We start from the raw sequence: 25322 nt of genomic DNA, 5'->3' as shown, positions 1-25322 counted from the left end.
CGCGCCGCTGCGGGGATCTCATCGGTGTCAACGCGCGGCGCATTGCTGCGTTGCAGGTCGGCGGGCTTTCATTCGACTGGGGAATGTGATGCGAAGATCTGCCAGTGCAGCGATGCTGCGTTTTGCCGCGGGCGTGTTGATCCTGGCGGCCACCCTGCTGCAACCGGCACGCGCGTACGAGACGGTGTTCCGCAACAGCTTCGACTTCGCGCCGAACGACCGCTCGCCATTGGGCGCCAACCTCGATGCAGTCAAGGACGATTCGACCAGTGCCGACTTCGTCGACGCGATGAAGCAGTCGCGCGAGTGGATCACGCTCAGGCAGAGCGGCGGCTGGGACACCAACGAGGAAGCGTGCCTCGACCTCGACGCGCACGGCTATCCGCGCACGCTGCAACCGCGCAGCGACGTCGCCGGCTGCGCCACGGCACAGTACGACGCGGTCGCGACCCTGTTCCTGTACGGTTCCTACCAGGGCCATCGGCCGGCGACCGGGTCCACCTACGTCGTGACCTGGGACGGCGACGGCACCATCAGCTACCACTATGGCGTGCGCAAGAGCGCCGCGTCCAGCGCGCATCGCGACGTGCTCGAGGTGACCACCACCGACAACGGCTGGGCGATGCGCTTCGACCGCATCAACCCGAACGACCCGATCCGCAACGTGCACGTGTGGATGCCCGGCTACGACGAGCACTCCGGCCCGTCGCAGCTCTTCCATCCAGATTTCCTCGCCTTCATCCGCAAGTACAAGGTGCTGCGCTTCATGGACTGGATGCGCACCAATGGTCCGGACAGCGGTGGCGGCTCCACCCAGGGCGACTTCGATGCGCGCCCGCAACTGGCCGACGTGCGCTGGACCACCGACAAGGGCGTGCCGCTCGAGATCATGGTCGAGCTCGCCAATCGCACCGACACCGACCCCTGGTTCAACATGCCGCACCTCGCCGGCGACGACTACATGCAGCGCTTCGCACAGAAGGTCCGGCGCCTGTTGCGCCACGACCTGCATGTCTACGTCGAATATTCCAACGAGGTGTGGAATGGCGGGTTCGTGCAGGGCGGTTGGGTCGAGCAGCAGGGCACGCAGGACTTTCTCGACGCGCATGGCAATCCGCGCGGCACGCCGTTCGACCGACGCATGAACTGGCACGGCCAGCGCACCGCGCAGATGTGCGAGCTGTGGAAGGCCGCGTGGGGCAGTGACGCCGATCGCGTCACCTGCGTGCTCGGCGCTCAGGCGGCGAATGCATATTCGCAGACGCAGGCCGCCGACTGCCCGTTCTCGACCCTGCAGCCGTGCAGCGCGCATGGCATCGGTGCGGTCGCGATCGCGCCGTATTTCGGCGGCTACCTCGGCCAGCCGTCCGCGCAGGCGACGGTGCGCAGCTGGACCCTCGACACGCTGTTCACCGAGATCGAACAAGGCGGCCAACTCGCGGGCGGTCCGCCCGGCGGCGCGCTGGCCGAGGCGCGTCACTGGCTCGCGCCGCAGCGCACCGCGGCCGATGCGCGCGGCCTGCACCTCATCAGTTACGAAGGCGGCCAGCACCTCGTCGGCGTGTTCGGCGTCGAGAACGACGCGGCGATCACCACCCTGTTCACCGCCGCCAACCGCGATGCGCGCATGGGCGATGCAGTCACGCACAACCTTGCCGACTGGCGCGCCAAGGGCGAGCTGTTCCTGCAGTTCACCGCCTCCGGCAGCTACGGCAAATGGGGCAGCTGGGGCGCATTCGAGTACGTCGACCACACCAGCACGCCCAAGCACCAGGCGCTGATCGACTTCATCGCGAGCCATCCGTGCTGGTGGAGCGGTTGCAGCCACTGAACGAACGGACAGTCGGCGCCGCGAAGGATCGCGCGCCGCATTGCGTACTGCGTCAGGCAATCCTGCACAGACGAGGTTGGCCCGATGCACGCACCCCGCTTTTTCCTCCTGCTTACCCTTTTGTTTGCCGGGATCGCGCCGGCGTTTTCGGCGGTGCCCGCCGATGGTGCGCCCTCGGCCGCGGCCAAGTCGCGCGCGCGTTTCTCGACGCGCTTCTACACCATGGTCTGGAACGCGCCGGACCGGCTCGACTACCGCTTCGATGCCGCACGTGGCGAACTCGTGCTGGCGGTGGAGCAGTTCGGACGCGGCAACGAAAGCGCCCGCCTCGACCTGCGCGTGAAGGCCGACAAGCCCGGCCGCCATCCGATACCCGCGAACGGCGCCGCCGCGTTCCGCGTGATCGGCTGCGACAACACGGTCGGTGGTTCGAGCTGGGTGCAGATCACGCGCGTCGATGCCGCGCGCATCGAGGGCCAATTCGAATTGCACGGCCACTGCGCGAAGATGCCGAGCAACAGTGAGACACTGCGCAACGGCAGCTTCAGCCTACCCTTCGACGCGCCGGTCGACGTGGGCAGGAAGAAGCGCTGACGATGACGTATCGCACCCGCGCGGGCACCAGCGGCCGCGCGCGTGGGGGAGCGGGGACACAGCGGAACCTAGCAGCCAACGGGACTGCGTGCGTCGCAGGCAGACGTACTTCGATTTGCCCGAACCCGCGCGGTCGCGCAGAGCTATTCATGGCTTCGATCGCCTGCAGATCGTCGTCGGATACGGCGTGGCTCGGCGGCGTGGACGGCTACTGCGGCGGCGTGTTCTACAACGAAACCACCAGCGCGCTGAACTACGGCTACGACACCTCGTCACCACCGGACCGCTTGGCTTCCCCGCGCAGGTGCATGACCAGGCCTACGACAACAGCGGCGCGGCGATCACGATTCCCTGACCGCCGACCGCGACAACCTCTCTCCGTGGCGGGTGCTGGTCTGCCGCGACTCCCTGCTCCTGGCTGTTTGCCGGGGCATTTCTTGGGGAACTCCACTCAGCACCCTCTCCCAGCCGGTGCTGCTGCCGGCGGCGTTGCATTGAGTGTCGCCAGCGGTCGAACCTCAAGTACCGACGACACTCAGCGACAAGGCACTCTGACCCCCTTACCGCCGAGCCCCTTACCGCTGCCACCGCGCTTGCAAATAGCTCTTTGCCTGCCAGCAAATAGCGTCCATCTCTGCTGTTGGCAAAACCTTAGACGTCAGCACAACAAATACGCCATCCAATGTTTCCTTCACATCTTCGACCTTTCCTCGCAATCGCTTCACTACTTCTGCGGGCGATACTTCAAGTGCTTGCAAACACAAATTCTTGTGCATGTAGCAAACAGGAGGGAGTCGATAAATAGCACTACGCTTATCGATGCCTAGCTGACGCCGCCGTTCGTGATCGATGAAGATGAACTCATCATCTGATATTTCTGCGTAGTACCCGCCGAACGCCTCGACGTATTGCAAGAAGACTCCGCAAACCAGCGCTTGATAGTCGACCTTCTCCGGATCGAAAACTACGTTTATGTAGTCGACGTCCCCCCGCTTTGAGTAGCGGTCGGATCTAGAGTCCGGGTTCGATGTTAGCCGCTTTGTCGGCCAGTTGTTTCGCATAGGCAGCAGGCGTCAGCCCGCCGAGGGCCTTCTTCGGTCGCTCCTCGTTGTACTCGCGTCGCCACAACTCGATGACGGTGCGGGCGTGCAGCAGATGCGTGAGCCAGTGATCGTTGAGGCATTCGTCACGCAGGCGGCCGTTGAACGATTCGATGTAGGCGTTCTGGTTCGGCTTGCCCGGCTCGATCAGGCGCAGCAGCACGCCACGCGCGTGCGCCCATGTGACCATGGTTCTCCCGCAGAACTCCTTTCCGTTGTCCGAGCGGATGACCTTCGGCAATCCCCGGCTCAACGCCAGACGTTCGAGTACGCGGACGACGCCATAACCGGAGATCGCGCGCTCCGTCTCGATCGCGACCGCTTCGTGCGTGGCGTCGTCGACGATCGTCAGGCACTTGATCACGCGACTATCGGCCGTGCGGTCGAACACGAAGTCCATCGACCACACCTCGTTGGCCTGTGTGGGTCGTTCTAGCGGTTGCCGCTCGCCGATCGGGACCTTCTTGCGCTTGCGCCGACGCACCTGCAGCTGGGCCTCGCGATACAGTCGTTCGACGCGCTTGTAGTTCGCCTTCTCACCCGCCTGACCGAGCTTGAGGTGGATCATCCCGACGCCGTAGCGGCGATGCCGATGCGCCAGGTCGATGATCCTCTGGCGCAGGGCCACGTTGCGGTCCGGGCGTGGCGAATAGCGCAACGCGCTCGCACTCATGCCCACCACCGCCAACACGCGGCGTTCACTCAGCCCCTTGGTCGTCATCTGCCGCACCAGCTCCCTGCGCGCCGGTGCGGTCACCACTTTTTTCGCAGCGCATCCTTGATCACTTCGTTCTCGAGCACCTGCTCGGCAAGCAGCTTCTTCAGCCGGCCGTTCTCCGTCTCCAGCTCCTTCAGCCGCTTCGCGTCCGGCACGCTCATACCGCCGAACTTGCTCCGCCACAGGTAGTACGACGCCTCGCTGAAGCCGTGCTTGCGGCACAGGTCCTTCACCGCCACGCCGGCTTCCGCTTCACGCAGGAAGCCGATGATCTGTTCTTCGCTGAAACGCTTCTTCACGTCCAATCTCCTCTTCGGTGGGGATTGGACTCCAGATCGCGGTGCTACTCAAAATCGGGGGGACGTCGTAGTCGTCCTGCGATGCATCATTGCGAAATGGCCTGCGAAGCTGGTAGACCAAATCCCCGCGAAGCCCTTTCCCCAACAGCCTGGCCACCTTCAATGCGGAACTGAGTCCACTTCCCGGATCGGGCGCCGGAAGGGGATGGCGGACTCCCCAAGGTGACGGAAGGCCGTCGAGTCCATGCAAGAAGGCATTGTGCTTTTCTTGGATGGACCGAGACTGCGAAGCGACTGCTCGAATTTCTAAGTTGTACTTCACGGCGTTATTTGAACGTGGACCGGTGCACTTTCAACATCAGGCTTGTTGATCAAGAGAAACGGAGTCAGAGTGCCTTATCGCGCGCTCGCCTCAGCAGCTATGACCGGCGGACGCAGCTGGATGCGGGTGCACTGGGACATGCAGTCACACCGACGATCCACCTATGACACGTCTAGCTCGCGATAAGGCACTCTGACCCCGTTATCGCGGATCGTTTCGTGCGTGCGGTTGCCGGTCGCGTCGAGCACGTAGCGCGTCGAGCGATTGGCGTCTGCTTGTCGGTCAGGCGGTCCGCATTGTCATAGGTGTAGCGCGTGACCTGCTCGGCATTGCCGGTGACAGCTTGCTACCGGGAACTTCCGACGGGCCGACACTGCCCGGATGTGGATAGCACCCGGTGCGAAGTCGCCGATGATCCACGCATGCATCGCTTGCCCCCTCCCGCGCGCCGTCTACTGACGACACTTCGAGATAAGGCACTCTGACTCTGTTATCGCTCATATGCGCGCGAGCTGAACTGCAATCTTTCCAAGAGCAGCCATATGCCGGCTGGAGTCCATGACAATCAAGTTATCAAGACTGGGACGCCCTCCAAGCGCCGTCTCCAATCGAAAAGCAAAGTGCTCGGAAAGTTTCAAGGGCCCCATAGACGCCACCGCATCCTCGTACAACGAAATGTTTATCGTTCCCTCTGGATCATCGGCAATTGTCTCAAAGAACTGCGGAACAGAGAGAGAGAGAGGCTCTCTTTCTGCTGTTTCAGGCCAAAAAATACCTACACGACCACTTTCTTCAATGTAGAATTGTGTACCGAATGCATCCTCAGCAAATATCACCAAATCGATCGGAGTCAAACTCAAATAGTTCTTCTTCCAGCCAGTCGCTTCATTCCAAACGGCCAAGCCGGGTAGTGCGTTGCAAGAGTAAGGAGGAAAAAATCGGAGCGCGCCGTCAAGCGCGATGGCTCCACCCGTTCTCACCACCCACTGACGGAGAGCACTAAAAGAGATCCCAAGCTCGACATCTGCCGGCATTTCGCAATTCATTGGGCATAGCTTCGGTAGACGCAATGCGGCCGCCTCGATTGATTGAAACGTCGTCAATTTGGTTTCTCCAAAATCACGCTCGTGTACTTAGTGCCAATCGGGTCACTCTTGATCTGATTCCCGATCTTTGCGCCAGACGCAGAGTTTAGTGGTTGATCCAGCCACTGTCCGTTAGTCTTGGCACAGTCGGCACCACCGATACACAACTCAATTTTATGGTCGGCCTGATAAGACTCGCTTGGCGGTGGGCCATGCTCCTGCTCCACTTTAGATCGAAAGCCGGAGCCTCGCACTGTCTTTGGATCCGTTCTAATCAAGCGCCCTTCTACGGCAGCACGCTGATACTCAGCAAGAAGATCGGCCTTTTCTCTAGGTACGACAAACGTTTTTCCAGAGGCTCCCAAACTGGGTTGACTGAGCGGCCTGAAATCACTGTCCGGACTGATCGGCATCTTGCGCTCAAGCCGCGCCGCTGCGCTGGCCGCATCCTCGGCGATGACTACAGAATCTGCAGCCCCGACCTTGCTACGCAATCCGGCAGCCACGCGTGACGCGGAATCGGACAATCCCGGTGCCAGCGCATTGAACGCCCCCTTCGCGGCGCGAGCGACGATCGGGCCACCCACCGCGAACGCCGCGCCGATCGCTTCGTTGCGGAGGAATGCTTCTTTAGGATCGAAGTTCGGATCCGTCGTCGTCAACGCTTCGACACCGGTCTGCATTCCGGCGCCGGTGGTCACAGACGCAGCTATCGCGATCGCGGGGCGAACTCCGATTTGCGCGAGTCCGCCGCCGATCGGACCGGTCGCCGCGCCAACAGCGGTATTGAGCGCCCCTCGCTTGACGTCATAGTCATGTCTGACGAAACCGCCCAGCGTATCGGAGCGGCCCGCGCTGAGGCTTTCATGTTCCTGGCTGAGGAAGTCCGCCGAGAAGCCGATTTCGGCACCAAGCGCAGCTAAGCAAAGGAATGCGGTTACAGGCTCGGCACAGCGTCCATCGGGATCGGTATAAACAGTTGGATTCGCGTAGGCATACAGATACCGATGCAGACTCGGCGGCTGCATCGAGTGGCCCTCTTCCGGGTCCTCGGTCGTGAACCGCGCGATGCACGGGTCGTAGTAGCGCGCCTTGGCGTAGTAGAGGCCGGACTCGCTATCGGTCAGGTAGCCGGTGTAGCCGATCGGTTGTGCGTCGGTGCGCGTGAGGTCGGCGATGGCGCCGTCGGTGTCGCTGTTCGTGACGGTGCCGCTGCTGTTCTGCTGCGTGACGATCTCGCCCCAGGCGTCGTATTTCGTTCGCGCGCTCACGCTGCCTTGCTGGGTCAGCAGGGCGATCGGGGTGGCGAGGCTGTCGAGCAGGTAGTGGCGCTGGGTCGGCGTGCTGCCCGGTTCGGTGCGGCTGATCAGCTGGGTTGCGCTGTAGTGGTAGCGAGCGAGGCTGTTGCCGATGCTGTTGGTCTCGGCCAGCAGGCTCTGCTGGTCGTACTGGTAACGGGTTTCCTGGCTGGCCTGGCGTTTGGCGATGCGCAGGCCGTCGCTCTGGTAGTCGAAGCCGAGCGGTGGGGCGTTCGGCTGCTCCAGCGTCATCAGGCGGTCGCGCGCGTCGTAGCGGAACATGCGCGGGCCGCTGGCATCGGTCTGGGTCTGCGTGTTGCCGTCGGCGTCGTAGGTCAGGGCCACATGGACGTTGGCGGCAGGGTCGTCGCGGGTCGTCAGCTGGCCGCGTGCGTTGTACACGAGCGTGCTGTCGCCAATGAGCACGTTCGATGCGTCGCGGATCGTTTCGTGCGTGCGGTTGCCGGTCGCGTCGAGCACGTAGTGCGTCGAGCGATCGGGCGTCTGCGTGTCGGTCAGGCGATCCCCGTTGTCGTAGGTGTAGGTCGTGCGTTGTTCCGCGTTGCCGGTGACGGCGCCGTTCGCTTCCTTCTGTTCGGTGCGGTTGCCGTTGGCGTCGTAGGCGTACGCCGCGTGCGCGATCTCGCTGCCGGCCTTGGCGTGGACGATCGACTGGATGCGTCCGGCGGTGTCGTATTCGGTGGTGCTGGTCGATCCATCGGGCCGAGTAAGGACATGGAGCTTGCCGCTTGGGAAGTAAGCCAGTGCGGTCGTGCCCTGCCCCGGCACCGTGACCGCATCGTTCTGATTCAGGGCGTTGTAGCCCCACAGCGTGGTCGCACCGTCGCTGCTGAGCTGGAGGCGGTTGCCGACCGCGTCGTAGGCATAGACCGCCTGTTTGCCATGGACGTCGGTATCGGCGTCGAGGCGGTCGAACGCGTCGTAGTGGTGGGTCGCGTGGCGGGTGGTGCCGTTGATCGTTTCGTCGATCTGGACCACGTTGCCGTTGCCGTCTTGGCGGAACCCTGTCTGGGCAATTTCGGTCGCGAGCGGGGCGTCGATGGACTCGGCGGTTTGGCGGTTCAGCGCGTCGAACGTGGAGGTCAGGACCTTGCCGTTCGGTGTCGTCTCGGTTGCGACGTTGCCGTCGGCGTCCCAGGTCCAGTGGGCCGATGCAGTACCAGCCGCGGTCGATGGATAGATGAGCCCGGTGCGGTGGTGACGGGCGTCGTAGTCGAACGTTGTCGTGTGGCCATTCGCGTCGGTCTGCGACGTCAGGTTGCCGTCGAGGTCGTAGCCGAACGTCGTGCTCGATCCGGCCGCCGCGGTCACCGGGTCGGTCACGCCAACGAGGCGGTCGCCTTCGTCGTAGGCGTAGGTCCAGTCATGACCTACGCCGAGCGGACGGCGCATCGAGGTGCGGTGGCCCTCGCCGTCGTAGCCATAGGTGGTCGTTTCGCTGGCGTGGTTGGATTCGGATTCGAGGTAACGGCGCGGCGTGTACGTGTTCGTCGTGGTGCGACCGTCGGCGTCGGTCGCGGACTTGATGTCGCCGAGCGGTTCGTACGTCCACGCCTGCGCGAAACCGAGCGGGCGCTCCTCCTTCACCTTGCGACCGGCGTCGTCCCAAGTGGTCGTCGTCGTGCGCTGCAGCGCATCGGTGTCGCTCTTCAGGCGACCGTTCTCGTCGTACGTGCGCGTGCTCGTGGTCAGGCCATCGCGCACGACGGTCAGCGGGCGGTTCTCGCGGTAGTAGGTCGTTGCGGCAGGGTTCGCATCGCTCGCCAGCACCGCGCGCGCAAGAGCGGTCAGCAGGAGGACAAGCAGCGCGACGCCGCATCGGCGGTACGCCGCTACACTGGCCGCTCGCGCAAAGCGATCAAGGATGATGCGATGTTCGCGCTGGTGTTCCGGCGCTGAACCAGCGCAAGCCGGATTGGGTCCGGCGCGAGGTGATCCGCTTCAAGGCATGGTCGGGCGATCTGGGTTGCCGCAAGATCGCGGATGCGTTCAACCGGCGGCATGCGATCGCGCGACGCATGACGGTCAGCAAGTCGTACGTCGCCTATGTGTTGAAGACGAGCCGCAGCGAAGTTCTCCATTTGCGCCGGACGCTCAAGCACCGCGTGCCGCGCGAACTGCCACGCAACCGGGTGTGGGCGCTGGACCTGTCCACGGTGACGGGCCTGACGCGCAAGCAACGGCTCGTGCTCGGCGTGGTCGATTACGGCACGCGTGCCTGCCTGCGGCTGGCTGAACTCGCGGACAAGCGCAGCCTCACGATCCTCGTCGAGCTGATCGCAGCGTTCCGGCGTTTCGGATTGCCTAGGACAATTCGTACCGACAACGAGCCGTGCTTCGTGTCGCGGACGATGAAGCTCGCACTCGGGCTGCTCGGCGTGCGCATGCAGCGCACCGACGTTCACTGTCCGTGGCAGAACGGACGGATCGAGCGGCTGTTCGGGACGTTCAAGGCGGCGCTGGCCAAGATCATGGTCGTGGACAGCGGCGACTTGCGCGTGAAGCTGATCGAGTTCCGCGCCTGGTACAACCACGCGCGACCGCATCAGCATCTGGCGATGCGCACACCCGTCGAGGCGTGGAGCGGACACAAGCGCGCAACCGGCAAGCCGCGCTGGCTGCGTGTCTGGGATGGCGAGTTGACGGGGTGGTACTTCCCGCCATGATCGATCGCTTTTTCTTTCGCCGCGACCACTCGGGCATGGCTGTCCACGGGCGGACCTATCCGCGGGAAGGAAAGGCGCCTTCCAGAAGCACAAAAACCACCGCGTGGCGGTGGTTCTGATGTGTGCGAGCCGATGCAGAAGCGCTTCAATCATGCGCGGAGGCGGTCAGTTCGTCGAAAACGTGGTCGTTGCGCAACTAGGAAAGGTGCGTGGACAGTCTGGACGGGACAGATTGCACAGTGCACTGGGCAACCGCTCACCCCAAGACTTCGCCGCGTCGGTGTTGTCTAATTAGACTGTCCGAGAAATCGGGGGTAGTCCACTCCGTCCCCTTTTCTTGCAACGCTTCCAGCACGCCGTGCGCCACACCCTTTTATCTGGCTTCGTTGTTCCGCTTCATATTTCCGGATTGCGCTGCGCTCCATCCGGGCTACCTTGCTGGTTTATTTTTGGCCCGATCAGGCGCTCGACAGCTTCTTTGTGAACTCGCACAGCAAATTCAAAATGCTCCTTCGCCGACAGGTCGGAATCTAGAAAAAAACCAACCACAAATTTCGAATCAACGAGCCCAAGAATGCTCCGCGTTTTTCCTTGGGTGAACGTAGCCGGAAACGGTCTCGATCTCAACAGCGCCTCCAGATTGCGAATATCTTCTGGTGTGGCGATCAGTCGTCGAACGATCGCCGGATGTTGAAGTTTTTCAACGTCTCCAAAGGTCTTAAGGACTTCCGATGAAGTGTCGTAAAGAAAACCATAACGCAACCCGAACTCGCTGCCTAGTTGACGTACGATGTCTAGTTGGTCGGACATCATCCGCCTCCTGGGCCGGAATCAATCCAGCCGTGATGTGTTTTCTCAAGACGGCGCCCTTTGGCTTTCCATAGGTTACGTATCTCGCGAGCGCGCATCGCGTTCCCCCCTTCTGCAGCATTGAAGACAGACGAACCAGGGTGCCGTCCTGCCTGCATATGCGTATTTCCCGATGGATGACCAGAACCGGGAATTTCGTCTATCACGCCGCCGTAACTCGTCGGCAACTGGTTCCGGTGATGTGGAGCAAGCCTAGTATCACCGGCCCTCCCTGCGAGGAACGCATTGCGCTGAGCGTCGGTGAACGGGCCTGGATCAACTATCGGCGGTTCGTCGTAGCTCGGGTCCAAGAGGCTTTTTACATGACCTTCGGGAACGACAACGTTCTCGCCACGATAGTTGGTCGGCAGCGTCGAATCTCCTACGATCGCGTTCCCCTTCGAGTCAACGTAGATCGTCTTACCTGGCAGCGCAGGCTCAGCAGCGATGTCGCCGGCGTTTGGAGATTCGGTGATCGTTAAAGGTTCTGCGTTCCCAATTCGCGGCGTCAGAGTATCCAAGCGCGCGTCCAACTGCGATGGCGTCAGTTCCGACAAACGCAGTGCACTCAGCCTCGGTTTCGCTAGCGTTCCCGCACCGGCGAAACTGAACCCCGTCTCGCCGACGCCGAGCAGCACCTGCGACGCGTTTCCATTGGCGATGCCCTCGCCGATGTCGCCGCCGCCTTGATAGGCACCGTACGCGACGGCGCCGCCGACGACCACGCGCGATCCGCCAGCAATCCACGGTGTCGCCGAAGCCAAACCTCGCCCGAGGATCGGGCCACCCCATGCGCTGATGCCACCCATGCGCAGCGACTGTCCGTAGTCCACTTCATCCAGGCTCTTACCTTCGACGGCCGTCTGATGCGCGACATCGATGGCACCTCCAGTTGTGACGATCGCTGCTGTCGCTGGAATTCCAATCGTGCCACCAGACAGAACTGTACCCGTAACTGCAGCGCCGTTGATGATGTTGCGTGAACTTGTCGCAGCCTCACCAAACCCTTTGTTGTTCGACCACTCGTCTTGGATGACGCTGCCCGCCCATGTGATCACGCCTGCAAGGCCAGCGCAGATCACGAACGTCACCGGTTCCGCACACCGGCCACTCGGATCCGTATACACCGTAGGATTGGCATACGCATACAAATACCGATGCAAGCTCGGCGGCTGCATCGCCTCGCCTTCCTCGGGGTCCTCCGTCGTGAACCGCGCGATGCGCGGGTCGTAATAGCGGGCCTTGGCGTAGTACAGGCCGCTTTCCTGATCGGTCAGGTAGCCGGTGTAGCCGATGGATTGTGCGTCGGTGCGCGTGAGGTCGGCGGTGGTGCCGTCGGTGCTTGATGTCGTGACGACACCACCGGCGTCTTGTTGCGTGACGATCTCGCCCCAGGCGTCGTATTTCGTTCGTGCGCTTATGCTGCCTTGCTGGGTCAGCAGGGCGATCGGGGTGGCGAGGCTGTCGAGCAGGTAGTGGCGCTGGGTCGGCGTGCTGCCCTGTTCGGTGCGGCTGATCAGCTGGGTTGCGCTGTAGTGATACCGGGCGAGGCTGTTGCCGATGCTGTTGGTCTCGGCCAGCAGGCTGTGCTGGTCGTACTGGTAGCGGGTTTCCTGGCTGGCCTGGCGTTTGGCGATGCGCAGGCCGTCGCTCTGGTAGTCGAAGCCGAGCGGTGGGGCGTTCGGCTGCTCCAGCGTCATCAGGCGGTCGCGCGCGTCGTAGCGGAACGTGCGCGGACCGCTGGCATCGGTCTGGGTCTGCGTGTTGCCGTCGGCGTCGTAGGTCAGGGCCACATGGACGTTGGCGGCGGGGTCGTCGCGGGTCGTCAGCTGGCCGCGTGCGTTGTACACGAGCGTGCTGTCGCCGATGAGCACGTTCGATGCGTCGCGGATCGTTTCGTGCGTGCGGTTGCCGGTCGCGTCGAGCACGTAGTGCGTCGAGCGATCGGGCGTCTGCGTGTCGGTCAGGCGATCCCCGTTGTCGTAGGTGTAGGTCGTGCGTTGTTCCGCGTTGCCGGTGACGGCGCCGTTCGCTTCCTTCTGTTCGGTGCGGTTGCCGTTGGCGTCGTAGGCGTACGCCGCGTGCGCGATCTCGCTGCCGGCCTTGGCGTGGACGATCGACTGGATGCGTCCGGCGGTGTCGTATTCGGTGGTGCTGGTCGATCCATCGGGCCGAGTAAGGACATGGAGCTTGCCGCTTGGGAAGTAAGCCAGTGCGGTCGTGCCCTGCCCCGGCACCGTGACTGCATCGTTCTGGTTGAGGGCGTTGTAGCCCCACAGCGTGGTCGCAGCGTCGCTGCTGAGCTGGAGGCGGTTGCCGACCGCGTCGTAGGCATAGACCGCCTGTTTGCCATGGACGTCGGTATCGGCGTCGAGGCGGTCGAACGCGTCGTAGTGGTGGGTCGCGTGGCGGGTGGTGCCGTTGATCGTTTCGTCGATCTGGACCACGTTGCCGTTGCCGTCTTGGCGGAACCCTGTCTGGGCAATTTCGGTCGCGAGCGGGGCGTCGATGGACTCGGCGGTTTGGCGGTTCAGCGCGTCGAACGTGGAGGTCAGGACCTTGCCGTTCGGTGTCGTCTCGGTTGCGACGTTGCCGTCGGCGTCCCAGGTCCAGTGGGCCGATGCAGTACCAGCCGCGGTCGATGGATAGATGAGCCCGGTGCGGTGGTGACGGGCGTCGTAGTCGAACGTTGTCGTGTGGCCATTCGCGTCGGTCTGCGACGTCAGGTCGCCGTCGAGGTCGTAGCCGAACGTCGTGCTCGCGCCGATCGTTGCGCCAACCGGGTCGGTCACGCGGACGAGGCGGTCGCCTTCGTCGTAGGCGTAGGTCCAGTCATGGCCTTCGCCGAGCGGACGGCGCATCGAGGTGCGGTGGCCCTCGCCGTCGTAGCCGTAGGTGGTCGTTTCGCTGGCGTGGTTGGTTTCGGATTCGAGGTAACGGCGCGGCGTGTACGTGTTCGTCGTGGTGCGACCGTCGGCGTCGGTCGCGGACTTGATGTCGCCGAGCGGTTCGTACGTCCACGCCTGCGCGAAACCGAGCGGGCGCTCCTCCTTCACCTTGCGACCGGCGTCGTCCCAAGTGGTCGTCGTCGCGCGGCCGAGCGCATCGGTGTCGCTCTTCAGGCGACCGTCCTCGTCGTACGTGCGCGTGCTCGTGGTCAGGCCATCGCGCACGACGGTCAGCGCGCGGTTCTCGCGGTCGTAGGTGGTGGCGGTGACGATGCCGCGGCGGTCGGTGTGCGAGCGCGCATTGCCGGCGACGTCGAACGTCCAATGCTGGACGAAACGGCCATTCTCGGCGCCGGGTGCGCCCTGTGCATCCGCGGTCGGCGGGTCGGTCTGTTTCGTGCGGCGATCGAGTGCGTCGAACTCGAATGCCGTTGTGTTGCCGCGCGCGTCGGTCTGGCTGGTGAGGTTGCCGGCGAGGTCGTAGCCGAATCCGAGAACGGCATCGGGTTCACCGGCAATCGACGGCAGGGTCGTCGAGGTCTTGCGGCCGAGCGCGTCGTAGCGGTGCGTGGTCGCATGGTCGCCGGCATCGGTCGTGGAGACCACATCGCCATGGACGTCGTAGGCCGTGCGCAGCGTGCGCACCTGCCCTGCGATCGGCGGAAGATCCTGCTGCGTCAGCCGATGCAGGCCGTCGTAATGGTTGTGAGTGACGTGGCCGTTCGCATCCGTGCGCGTCTCGACCTGGTCATTGGCGGTCCAGGTGAACGATTCGAGCGGACCGACGTTGTCGGTCGTGGTCGCGTGACGCTCCAGCGTATCGAACGTCGACGTGCGATCGTTGCCGTTGGCCCACACCTCGTGGGTGCGGTTGCCGGCGAGATCATAACGGTAGGTCGTGACCTGGCCCGCGACCGGCCCGATCTCCTTCGTCACGCGGTCCCGCGCGTCGTACTCGAAGCGCGTCAGCTTGCCGCGCGCGTCACTGCGGGAGGTGACGTTGTTCGTATTGTCGTAACCCAAGGTGCGCCGATGGTTTTCCGCGTCGACTGTTGCAGTCAAGCGGTTCGCGTCGTCGTACTCGCGCTTGCGCAGCTGCTCGACCAGGCCGGGGCCCGACAGCGTTTGCGAAACGATGCGATCGGCCGCGTCGTACGCGGTCGTGGTGACCTTGTCGAGTGGCGCATCCTCTTCATACAGGCGATCGCGGTCGTCGTAGAGGCGCGTGGTCTGGCGCAGCAGCGGATCGGTGATCTTCGTCGTGTTGCCGTTCGCGTCGTACTCGCTGCGCTCGTCGGCGCGGGTGCCGGCATCGAGCCGACGGCTTACGAGCGTGCGCTTGTACAGGGGATGCGCGTACTCGTAGGTCGTCACGCGCTGATCGAGCGCTGCGTCGTCGCCTTCGCCGACCGTCTCGGCGAGCACATGCCCGAGTGCGTCGTACGTCGCCAGCGTCGTGCGCCGCTCGGGCGCATGCGTCTCCGTGCGCCGGTTGGCATCGTCGTAGACGTAGGTGGTCGAATTCGGCGGATTGGCGAAATCCGTCTCGCTGAGAAGATTGCCGTTCTTGTCGTAGGACAGCGCGCGCGTGCTGCCGTCGTGGCGACGCACGCCAACGAGACGACCCATCAGGTCGAACGAGGAAACCGTCACATGCGCATTCGGATTGGCGTCGGTGCGCGTGTCGTGGATATCGTCGTAGACAGTCGTCTGCACCGCCACACCGGCCTCGGTCGCCGGGAACGTCGTCGTCAGCAGGCGATCCTGTGCATCGTAGGTCCAGGTCGTGCGATGCCCGTTCGCGTCGGTCTCGGAGAGTTTGCGGCTGCGCTCGTCGAAGGTCGTGGCAGTGACGTGGTGTAGCGGATCTTCCGCCTCGCGCAGCGTGCCCCAGGTGTCGTACCGCCATAGCCAGAGATGTTGGAGCCCATCGGTGTGGCTGGCATGGTCGCCGTTCGGACCGTAGCCATCGTGTTCAGTGATCCCGCCTCGCGTCGTGCCGGTGAGGTTTCCGTGAACATCGTAGTCGTAGCGGGTCGGGTGGCCGCGGCCATCGGTGGCGACATCGACGCGATTGCGGACGTACGGCGGATCGAATTCGCCCCGCGGCTTGTAGGTCCAGCTGCGCGTGATCGTGCCAGCCGTCGGATGGACGATCGCTTCGGAAACGCGATTGCCTGCATCGTCATAGGTGTACGTCGTCGTGGTACCGAGCGCATCCGTGACCACATGCGGTTCGAGGTGCTGGAGGTCCCATTCGGTTGTCGTCGTTCCTGCCGGATCGGTCACGCCCTCGGCAGCGCCGTAGCGGTTCAGCGCGTAGTGGCTCGGCTTGGTTCGCGCATCCGTGATGTCGGTCGTGACCGGGCCGAGACCGCGAATACCCACATAGTCGAACGTGGTGACCCCCGCATCGGGCTCGGTGACCGTGTGGACACGCTGCTCGGGGATGTAGACCACCCCGTGGTCGGTGTTGATGCCCGACCAGCCGAGCGCGTAGTCGTAGGTTCGCACCGCTGCGTCCGGCACATTGGTGGTCGTCTTCAGGCGATAGCCGAGGCGGTGGCAGATGACCCCGCCGTCATCCGGATCGCCAGTGCAGATGTCGCCGAGATCGATATACGCATAAGCGTGCGTGCGGTCGCCGAGATGGCTGGCATCGCTGCGTGTCGTCTTGCTCAGGTTGCCGAGATCGTCGTAGTCGTAGTGCACCAGCAAGCCGCCCGGGCCGCGCGCGTCGCTGACGACCGTGAAGGATTCCTTGAGGGTGTATCCGCCCGATTGGCGCTCGACGTGCTTGATGACGTAGGTGAGATCGATTGCACGGCCGGCCGAGTCCTCGACGCGCTTGACACGCTTCGCGCCCTGATTCGATTCATACGCGTAGCCGACGCGATTGCGGTTGGTGTCCTCGATGTAGCTCAGGCGCGGACCGCGCGTGTCGGCCTCGGCGAAATGATGGCGCGTTCCATCCTTCGCGTAGAAGTCGTAGTTGCCGGCCATCTCGACCAGCGTGCCGTGATAGCCGCTGGTCGCGAGATAGCGGTAGCCGTCGCTGGCGTCGTGGTCGTCGGGATCGCGCACGAAACGCTGCCCCTGCCCCGCCGAACCTGTCACGATGCGCGACCCGCAGTCGTCGATCAGCACCTGCGCATCCAGCTCGGATGACCAGCCGCGGCCGAAGAACGTCCGCTCGTTGCCCTGGTGGCTTGCATACGTGCGGGTGAGCTTCATGCCCGGACCGCGACCGCCGACTGCGATGTCCTCTTCCGACAAGACGGCGCCGCCGGAATGGACATCCACGCCCTTCACGAACGAATGCGCCAGCGGCAGCGCATCGTGCCGCTCACTGCCATGATCGGCACGACCGGCATACGATTCGATGGTGCCGTCGCCGGAGACCGCCTTGAACTCGTACTTGTAGGCGCCGGTCGGCAGATGATCCGAGGTGATCGGCACGTCGTTGAGACCGTGCGTCACTGAAACGTTGTCGAGCGCCGTCCACGTCGCGACGCTGGCCGGGTTGCCGCCGACGTCGAGCCGATAGAAGGCGAGGGAAACGGTCGCATCCTGCGCCAGCACGTAGCCGAAGCGCGCGCTCGACGCGCACGAATAGCCGCTCGGGATATCGACGCTGTCCTCGATCGCGAGCGCGGTCGGATAGCGGCCTTGCACCAGCGCCAACTCGTCACCGATCTCGCCGCCCGGTGGCTGCGACCCTCCATCGAGCGGATGCGGCAGCACGCCGTAGCCGGCGACGATGCCGCTGCCGAACAACACCGGGGTGCGCGGCGATTGGAAGCGGAACGGGGTGCCGTCGTTGAGCACGGTTCGCACGCTGTAGTGTTTGCTGGCGTCGATCGGCACGCCGCGCGGCACGTTGCAGGCGAGCGTGGCGATCTGTTGCATTACCCCGGCACAGCTGAACAACACCTCGTCGTCTTGCAGGAACTCGAGCGCGGCCGGCGAAGCGAGGTAGTCCTCCGGCGTGCCACTCGCCTTGAAAAGCATCGGCGCATCGGTGACGCCGAACGGTGTCAGCGGGACCGAGGCGGGCGCGACCGTCGGAGCGCGCAGGTCCAGCGACCAGGCATGGGTCGTATCCCCACCATTGGGGTCATCCACCGGCGGGCCGCTCCGTTTGGCAAAGATGCGCCCGTGGATCGGACCTGCTTCCGGTCCGGCGCGTACGTCGAGCACGTAGCTGCCGCTCGGTTGACCCTGCGCATCAGCCACTTCGTGATAGCCGACGAGACTGCCATTGGCGAGGAAACCCGCCCAATAGGCATTGTGGATCGGCTGCCAGTCGACGCGCACGTAGCTGGCGTTGGCGACCAACGTTGCGCCCCAGAAGTCCGAACGCAACGGCACCACATCGCCGGGCGCCGCAGCATCCAGCGGTTTGAAATGCCTGGAGCCATGTTGCGGCATGAGGCCGCTACCCGGCACGTAGCTCCACGCGACGACGACGTCGTGCGGATCGGAGCACGCATCGAAGCGGTTTCCGGTGGACAAGTGCAGGCTCGCATCGTCGCCTGCTGCGACGCCTGCCACCGTTACCGTTGCCTGCGCGGTCGCCGGCGGCACCACAAAAACAGTGCTCGGCCGAGATTGCGACCGCAGCGACAGCGCCGGCGTGGCGCAGGCATTGCCGGTCAGTTGCAATTGATCGCGCGGACATTGGTCGCCTTCAAACAAGGCGGCATCGGTGGGTGTGATGGAGGCCGTCCCCCAGCACAGGGCGACAGGCGTGTACTGCGTCGCCGCCGTCAGATTCACCGCGACGTTGGCGACGCCGTTGTCGAAACGATCGGTCACCTGCATCTCGATCTGTTCATAACTCAGGCCCGGCGTGAGGCTGCCGGCATCGGGCCCCTGCAATACCAGCGTCGTCGGCAAGTCAGGCCAGGCGTACAACCAGTACGGCTGACCCGGTTGCAGGTTGCCGAGATCGGATTCGGCGAACACCTCGACGGTCTGCGCTTCGACCCATTGCGGATGCGGCTGGTCGGGAACTACCCGATAGTTTCCAACCCCTTGCTGGCGCTGGCCAAACCGGTAGCGCGCGTGCGCGACGCCCCGTTGGTCGGTTGTCGTCGTCAGCGCATCCACCGGCTGACCGTTGGCATCGATCAGATGGCCGGAGCCGAGCGTGCGCGTGAAGTGCACGATCGCCCCCTTGACCGGGCGCCCTTGCGCGTCCTGCAGGAAGGCGAGCAGCGGCTTCGCCACTTCGGTATCGACCACGCCGTCCTGAAACTGTGCCGATGCATCGAGCGAGATCGCGACGGCACTGCGCGGGTCTTCCGAGGCCTCTGCTCCGTAGGGATTGGAGAGCCATTCCACCAGATCGCGGAAATACCAGAGTTCGGGCGGCATCGCGGTGGAGCCCCCCGCGAGTGCGCCCGCGATGAAGTAGCCCGCTTCACCGGTAGGCAGCGAGCGAACCCGCCACACCGCTCCGCTCCAGTCCTCGTACGTGATCGGATCGCGCGGCACATCGACCACGTAGCCGCGCGCGAGCCATTGCGCAATCGTCTCCTGCACCGCTTGCGGCTGGTTGAGGCCGGAGAGGCCACTGGCCTGGGTCAGGTTGAGCACAGGAATACCCTGCTCGCGCGCGAGCGCGAGGCCCTTGTCGGCGGAAAGGCTGTCCACCGCCCACTGCTGCTCGAACAGCAGGTGCTCCAGCACCGAACCCTGCAGTGCGGCCAGCGCCATCCAGTCCATGGCGGCGGTTGCATTGGCGCTCTGCGCGATCGGTTCGCGCGGACGCAATGCCGCGTCGATCGCGACACCGCGCCAGTCGAGCGCATCGGCGACGCCATTGATGCGCTCGACGTCGTACTGGTTGATGACCAGGGCAACCGACGGAAACGGCTGCACCACGCTGACGCCAAGAAGATTTGCGAGTTCGCCCTCGGCACGATCCCAGTTGGCGAGGTAACGTGCGCCGAAGTTCGCCAGCACGCGCGCTGCCCTGGTTTCGCTTTCGCCGACGAGCACCTCGTTGTCGGCCTGTTCGGCCGGTTCGTTGTCTTGCGCGTCGAACACCAGCGCGGCAAGGCCGCCAGCGGTGACCTGCTGCGCCGCCGAGACGCTCCCGGCCGGCCCGTCCAGCGTGATCTCCACGCGATGGGCGGCGCCACCCTCTAGCTCGCCGCCGCCGCTCGCCGCCGGCTGACCTGCGACGTTGAGCACCACGCGCAAGTGAATTAGATAGGGCGGCGTCGAACCTACCCCGCCGTGCGCGTCCGCGATGCGGCCGTCGTCGATCGAGGCCGGCTGATAGGACAAGGTGACGCGCCGATCCAACAATTGCGCGAGTGGAAACGTGTGGTCGAACACCACCGCATCGCTCTCGCTGCTGCCTGCGCGCACGACGACGTGTGCGTGCTGGCGCAAGGTCTCGGGCAGCTGCGCGAACTCGCCGGTGACTGCCTCGACCGGCACGGGCAGGCTCGCCGGCAACAGTTCGAGCGGCGCCGCGTCCACCTCCCGATGTGAGAGCTGAGCGGCGTAGGCAAGTGCCGGCGTCAGTTGCGACAACGCATCGCTCACCTGCTGGCGCAGCAGGTCGAGCGGCGCCAGCGTCTGCGACGAGGCGAGATACTGCTCGACAAAGGTTCCGGGCACGATGCCGGCGCGCGCGAGCGCTCCCGCGGCGGGCACAAACCGGTGCGGCTTGATCGCCGGCGCCAGCGGAATCCATGCACGCCCGTCGAGGTCGGCTGCCGTGCCGCGGTAGTTCGCATACGGTAGCCACGCCGACACGTACACCTGCTCGATCGCGAACGCGCGGATATGACCGCCGCTGACCAACGGCCGATTCGGCACGCCCGCGGCGGTCAATGCGCGGCCCACGTCGTCGCCGCGCACGCCGAGCATCGCCGCAAGGTCGGTGACCGGCACATCGAACACGCCGCGCACATAGCGCGCCGGCGCGCCGCTCGCGCGCAGCAGGGCAATCAGGAGGCTGGCCTGGTCGGCGTCGTTGCCGGCGTGCGCGCGCAGCGTCGCCTCGGCGCCCTTCTGCGCGCCGGCATACCACTGCGTGCGCACCTGGCTGCGCACGAAATCGAAGATGCGCGTGTAGTCGTGGCCGAGTGCCTCGGCCTGTGCAAGGATCGGCGCGGACAGTGGCGCGTCCTCGCTTGCGCCGTAGTCTGCGGCGATCGGCTCGACGTCACGGGTCGCATCGGCATAGCTCGGCGTCACCGCTGGCGTGATCTGCGGATCGCGCGCCGCGACGCGCGGCCGGAATACGGGCAGGCTGGCCGCACCGTACGCCGGTGCGGCATCGCGCAGCTCGTCATCGATCGCGGCGCGCAGTTCGCTGGTGCGCGACGCGGCGGCGTCGGGCTGCGCCAGTGCATCGATGCGCGACAACGCGGCGAGAAGGCCGGCGCGATGCGCTTGCCAGCGCTGGCCTGCGAGGGCAGGCAACGTTTTCACCAAACGATCGATCTGTGCAATACGCGCATCGACCAGCAAACGCTGCGCCTCAAGGTCGTTCAACGCAGCGCCAAGTGACTCGCTGGCAACATGCGTCGTTTTGCTCGACCACGCGCGTTCGACCTGCACGGCAGCCTGCGCGACACGGCGAAGGCTCGCCACATAGCCACCGAACGCTGAATGCTGCGACGGCACGCCTTTCGCCGAGGCCTGCGTCGGGCGCTCTGCGAGTGCCGCCGCGACGGCGGCACGTGCATCGGTTCCGGCCAGCCAGGCGCGCGTGAGCGGATCGTCGCCGGCCAGCGACGGCGGCGCGGCTGTGCGCGCAGGCTCCACGCCGCCCTTGACGTGCGTGCCAGACCGCGCTGCCGCAGCATCGGCTGACGACGCGCCCGCCACTGCCAGCACCACAGCCATTGCCGCCATGAACGCATGCGCGTGCATCAGCGCTCGCGCATATTTCGCCATCCCTGCGATACACATCAGCGCATCTCCTCTTGCGCGCCTGTGGGCGCAGCAGCATCAACGCGTGCGAACAGCAGTCCGCGCGCCTCCCTCGCAATCGGCAACGCATGCGGCATGCGCGCATGGTGTGGCGACGGTGCAAACCGGGCCGACGCCACCACCGCGCGCGGTTGCGGCATCCGTGGCTTCGGTTGCGGCGATGCCGCCGCGACGCGCGCCTGTCGGGTCGCGTCAGGCGAAGCCTCCGCCAACCAGGCGGTGGCTTCGATCCACGGCTCGAGTCCGCTGCGGGCGAGGGCAAGCGCGAGCGTCGCCGGATCGAAGCCATCGCAGTAGATTGAATCGTCGCGCAGTACACCAATGCCGTCGAAACCATCGGCGAAGATCAAGTCGGCGTGCCGGCACGGCGACATCAGCAACGTCAATGGCACGCTGTCGAGAACGCTCCAGCCGGCTGCTGTCGGCAAATTCGCCGACAAGGTCAAGGTGTAGCCACCGGCCGGCATCGACGCGGCGGCGAGATCGCGAGTGCCGTCGGCCTCGGCGCCGATCGGCAGGTCGATGGCAAACGCGTCTTCGAGCAGCACGTCGCCACCAGTCGCCGCGCGCAATTCAAAGCGCAACGGCAATGCGGGTAGCGCAACCGCGCCGGTGTTGTGCACCGAGTACGACGCTGGCACCGGCGAGCCCTGCGGCCATGTGGAAAGCCCGAGGATCCGGCCGGTGATCGCGACCTGCGGCGGCTGGTAGATGACATTCACCTGCGCCTGCGTTCCGACATTGCCGGCGGCATCGGTCGCGTGTGCGAGCAGCGTGTTCGAGCCTTCCTGCAGCGGCACACCGGCCAGCTCGAAGCGCCCGTCAGCATCGGCCGCGATATCGACGCTGAATGCAGCAGCGACCAGATGCACCGTCGCCAACGCTTCGGTCTGGCCGCTGACGTCAACACTCGGCGTCGTCACCACCGTATCGGGCGCGGGCGCGGTGAAGGTCAACGTCGGCGCATCCAGATCGAGCGTGAACCGGACACGGGTCGATGCTTCGTTGCCGGCGCTGTCGCTCGCCTGCACGTCGATGCGGTATTCACCGCTTGTCGTGATGGCCGTGCCTGACACGAACGGCTGGCCATTCAGACGCACGTCGCTGCTGAACAGATGCGGATCGAACACGCTTATCGCCGGTGTGACCGCATGCGCGAGCAAATCGCCGTCACCAACGCCGGCGATGTTGATCAGCGGTGGCGCCGTGTCGATTGCGATATGCACCGACGCGGCGCCGCCGAGATTGCCGGCACCGTCGTGGCCGCGCAGGTCGAGCCGGTGGTCGCCGTCGGCGAGCGCGAGCGGCGCCGATTCGTAGCCACCGCCCGCGGCGGGGACGAGCAGACTCCAGTCGTCGCCATCGATGCTCGCCTCGACCGAGGCGATGCCGCTCAGTACATCGTCCGCCGTGGCGTGCAGCACGATCGGCGCACGCAGCACATCGCCTTCGTGTGGCGCGGTGATCGCAAGCAGCGGCGGCGTGCGATCGACCAGGGCAATGCTGCGCGTGTCGAGCGCAAGCCAGCCGCTGGCTTGCTGCAATTCGAGCACCAGGGTCAGGTTGCCGAGCGGCCAGCCGTCGCTGGTGAACACGAGATCGGCGGCGTAGTCCGCTTGCGCGGCGAAATCATGCTCCAGGGTCTGCTCAGCGAGCGGCGCGAGCAGCGGATCGAGCACGCGCACGCGCAGATGCTGCGCGTCAAGCGCGACGGCATTCGGATTGTGCACGTCGATGTGCACTCCGAGCGGCGTACCCCAGGCAAGTTCCGCACCCGGCGGTTGCAGGCTGCCGGTCAACGGGCCGATGACCACTGGCTCGTAAGCGACATGGATCGTCACCGGGGCACTGCTGTTGCCGACGCCATCCTGCGCGATCGCGGCGATCGCATTCGAGCCGCTCACCAGCGGTACGCCGCCGAACAGCGCATGTCCCTGCGCATCTGCGACAGCACTGCTCTGGTACACGCCGGTGACCAGGGCCACGTACGCGGCGGGTTCGGTCAGCACATCGACGTCGACCGACGCTTGCGCGACGACCGCACCATCCGCGGGTGCGACGATCGTGACGGTCGGGGCCGTGCGGTCGATCCTGAAACGCACGGAGCGCACGCTGGCGTTGCCGGCGTCGTCGGTCGCCCGGGCGATCAACACATGGCTGCCGTCGCCGTCGACACTGGAACCCGATGCGAACACCGCGTTGTCGAGGCGAATTTCACTCGCCTGCAGATGCGCATCGCTGATCGTGACCAGCGGCGTGACGGCGTGATTGAGCAGGTCGCCATCGGCCACACCGGCGATGTCGATCAATGGTGGCGTCGCATCGACACTGAACGGCAGCGGCGCGGTCTGCGTCTGGTTGCCCCAGCCATCGCGCGCACGCACGCTGAGCGTATGCGTGCCGTCGATGAGGCCGCCAAGACCACGGCTGTACAAACCGTCGGCCCCTGCGCTGAGCGGCTGCCAGGTGCCGGCGTCGATGCTGATCTCGGCCGCGGCAACGCCCGAATGCAGATCGACGATGCGCGCGCTGAACGGCACTACTGCCGGTTGCATTCGATCGGAGCGCGGCGCCAGCAAGTCGATCGTCGGCGGCAAGCCGTCGACGACCGCAAAGCCCTGCCGCGCGAGCAGGCGCCACTGGCCAGGGGTATCGGCGGGCAGGTGCGCTTCGAGGATGGCGGCATGGGCGGTCAACGCGAGCGGTGGCGCTGTCAACGTTGTCGCCGCCTCGTGCGTAGCGCCCGCGGCGAGGTCGAACGTGTCGGTCGACTCGCCCGCCGCGATCTGTCCGGGTTCCGCCACGATGCGCACACGCGCCTGTACGCCGGCGATCGCGGCGCTGCCGGGATTGACGATACGCGCGCGCAGCTGCACTCCCTGCCCGGCGACCAGCGTCGTGCCTGGGTCGAACGCAAGGCTGCCGCTCAGCGTTGCGGTCGGCGTCGCGGCCGTGAGCGAGACGGTCGCCTCGGCCATCGCCGTATAGGCGGCGGACAGCAGTGTCAGGCGCAGCGTGTAGACGCCTTCCGCACGCGCGGCAGTCGGCCATCGGTCGTCCCGCGCGATTTCGTACCCGGGCAGCAAAGTGCCGAGCGCCTGCTCGCTGTACCAGACTTCGGAGCCGGCGGCGTCGAACACGCCGAGTCGCAACACGGCACCTTCGAGCAGCGCATTGCCGTCGCTGAATACCAGCGAGCTGTGTGCCACTACATCATTGCCGACGACCTGCGTCGGCGAATCCGGCCCGAGGTTCAACTGGATGTGACGCACCGCCTGCAGGGTGAATGCGACCACGCGTTCCGAGATCGGGGCACCTCCCGCCGCTGCGTAGAGCCGCGCGCGCAGGCGATAGTCGCCGGCGAACACGCCGTTTGTCGCCCAGCTCACCGGCGCACTCCAGTGCTGGCCAAAGCCGAGAGTCGGCAAGGCGACATCGCCGAGATCGGCGACCGGCGCGCCGGCGGCATCCTGCACGTCCAGCTTCACATGGCCAGCGAACGGCGAGCCGGTATTGCTGACGGCGAATTCGCCGGTCACGCTCCGCCCCGGCGCGAATACCGTGCTGGCGAGATTGAGATCAAGCAGCGGCGCACCATCGGCGCTGACCGCCAGCGTCGTCGACGCTGCATT

At 65.0% G+C, this 25322-nt stretch carries 10 protein-coding genes (1 of these 10 cut by a window edge); 3 read left to right on the top strand and 7 right to left on the bottom strand.

The features are described from left to right. The first annotated feature begins 88 nt into the window (after positions 1 to 88). Together ACILRJ_RS15685 and ACILRJ_RS15680 are read left to right on the top strand one after the other, a co-directional pair. Positions 89 to 1831: a hypothetical protein gene (locus tag ACILRJ_RS15685; RefSeq protein ID WP_395684138.1), complete on the top strand. Its 1743-nt coding sequence runs from the start codon at positions 89 to 91 to the stop codon at positions 1829 to 1831. An 84-nt stretch (positions 1832 to 1915) separates the two neighbouring features. Next, entirely contained in the window at positions 1916 to 2425 is a 510-nt protein-coding gene (locus ACILRJ_RS15680; RefSeq protein ID WP_395684137.1) for a hypothetical protein, read from the top strand. A 575-nt stretch (positions 2426 to 3000) separates the two neighbouring features. On the opposite strand, the gene ACILRJ_RS15675 is transcribed toward ACILRJ_RS15680, so the two are convergent. From ACILRJ_RS15675 to ACILRJ_RS15655, 4 genes are all read right to left on the bottom strand, one after another. Further along, positions 3001 to 3339: a hypothetical protein gene (locus ACILRJ_RS15675; RefSeq protein WP_395684136.1), complete on the bottom strand. Its 339-nt coding sequence runs from the start codon at positions 3337 to 3339 to the stop codon at positions 3001 to 3003. Between the two features lie 97 nt (positions 3340 to 3436). Next, a protein-coding gene (locus ACILRJ_RS15670; RefSeq protein WP_395684135.1) for an IS3 family transposase occupies positions 3437 to 4542 on the bottom strand; the annotation gives its coding sequence in 2 pieces (ribosomal slippage) (positions 3437 to 4284 and positions 4284 to 4542; 1107 coding nt in all). A gap of 819 nt (positions 4543 to 5361) precedes the next feature. Next, positions 5362 to 5898 carry a hypothetical protein gene (locus ACILRJ_RS15660; protein WP_395684134.1) on the bottom strand — a complete coding sequence of 179 codons (537 nt, stop codon included), beginning with the start codon at positions 5896 to 5898 and terminating at the stop codon, positions 5362 to 5364. 65 nt (positions 5899 to 5963) lie between these two features. Continuing rightward, positions 5964 to 8855 carry an RHS repeat domain-containing protein gene (locus ACILRJ_RS15655; protein ID WP_407065742.1) on the bottom strand — a complete coding sequence of 964 codons (2892 nt, stop codon included), beginning with the start codon at positions 8853 to 8855 and terminating at the stop codon, positions 5964 to 5966. A gap of 344 nt (positions 8856 to 9199) precedes the next feature. Between ACILRJ_RS15655 and ACILRJ_RS15650 the strand changes: the two genes are divergently transcribed. Beyond that, a complete protein-coding gene (locus tag ACILRJ_RS15650) occupies positions 9200 to 9934 on the top strand; it encodes an integrase core domain-containing protein (RefSeq protein ID WP_395684133.1) in 735 nt (244 codons plus the stop codon). Positions 9935 to 10330: 396 nt separating this feature from the next. Here ACILRJ_RS15650 and ACILRJ_RS15645 read toward each other — a convergent pair whose 3' ends face one another. The 3 genes in view from ACILRJ_RS15645 to ACILRJ_RS15635 are tightly spaced (each overlapping or abutting the next) and all read right to left on the bottom strand, a layout consistent with a single transcriptional unit that may run on beyond the window. After that, positions 10331 to 10744 (bottom strand): hypothetical protein, encoded by a 414-nt coding sequence (locus ACILRJ_RS15645; RefSeq protein WP_395684132.1) that lies wholly within the window; start codon positions 10742 to 10744, stop codon positions 10331 to 10333. Further along, the gene (locus ACILRJ_RS15640) at positions 10744 to 21669 is read right to left on the bottom strand and encodes an RHS repeat-associated core domain-containing protein (protein ID WP_395684131.1); all 10926 of its coding nucleotides are present in this window, start codon (positions 21667 to 21669) and stop codon (positions 10744 to 10746) included. Before ACILRJ_RS15640 ends, ACILRJ_RS15645 begins: the two co-directional genes overlap by 1 nt. Beyond that, positions 21669 to 25322, bottom strand: partial view of a CARDB domain-containing protein gene (locus ACILRJ_RS15635; protein WP_395684130.1) — the 3' end only. It continues 14094 nt past the right edge of the window; 3654 of the gene's 17748 nt are visible here — the last part of the coding sequence; the start codon falls outside the window, past its right edge; the stop codon is at positions 21669 to 21671. Before ACILRJ_RS15635 ends, ACILRJ_RS15640 begins: the two co-directional genes overlap by 1 nt.

Source organism: Dokdonella sp. (genome assembly GCF_044227025.1).
Lineage (GTDB): Bacteria > Pseudomonadota > Gammaproteobacteria > Xanthomonadales > Rhodanobacteraceae > Dokdonella_A.
Note: the sequence above shows the minus strand (reverse complement) of the source record. Positions and strands in the feature narration are given on the sequence as shown.